The organism is Arthrospira sp. PCC 8006, assembly GCF_046480465.1.
In the GTDB taxonomy this organism is placed as follows: Bacteria; Cyanobacteriota; Cyanobacteriia; order Cyanobacteriales; family Microcoleaceae; genus Limnospira; species Limnospira platensis.
The window spans coordinates 1-417 of sequence record NZ_PKGG01000575.1 but is presented as its reverse complement, the minus strand read 5'-3'; the positions used below and the strand labels follow the sequence as shown (position 1 = coordinate 417).

The following is a 417-nucleotide window of genomic DNA, read 5'->3' as shown; positions in this document are numbered from 1 at the left end:
GACCTATGGGAGGGGGATTGAGTGCTACTCAGGGAGCGCCTATAACTATGTTCAATAGGGATACCCCATCGACTCAGGGAACTTATATTCCTAGCAATTGGAATGAGAAGAATTTTCGGAGTGCTTTTAGTAAGGGACACCGAGATTTTGGCGATTGTGAATTGAGTGGCTTAAATTTGTCGGGGGGAAAATGGAGAGGTGCTAATTTTTATCAAGCGCGATTGAGTAATGCTAATTTTCAAAATGCTGATTTGAAAGATGCCAATTTTGGCCGCGCACGATTGACTGAGGCTAACTTTAAAAATGCTAATTTGGAAAATGCTTATCTGAGTACCGCTAATCTGGAAAAGGCGGATTTGAGAGGTGCTAATTTGCAGGGTGCATATCTGACTCGCGCTAATTTGCGAGGTGCTAATT

The 417-nt window shown here is 42.7% G+C and carries 1 protein-coding gene; it reads left to right on the top strand.

Going from position 1 to position 417, the window contains the following annotated elements:
- Window positions 1–47: 47 nt before the first annotated feature.
- Window positions 48–417: pentapeptide repeat-containing protein (locus B9T16_RS29445; RefSeq protein ID WP_410246474.1), on the top strand; the 370-nt coding region annotated here is incomplete at its 3' end.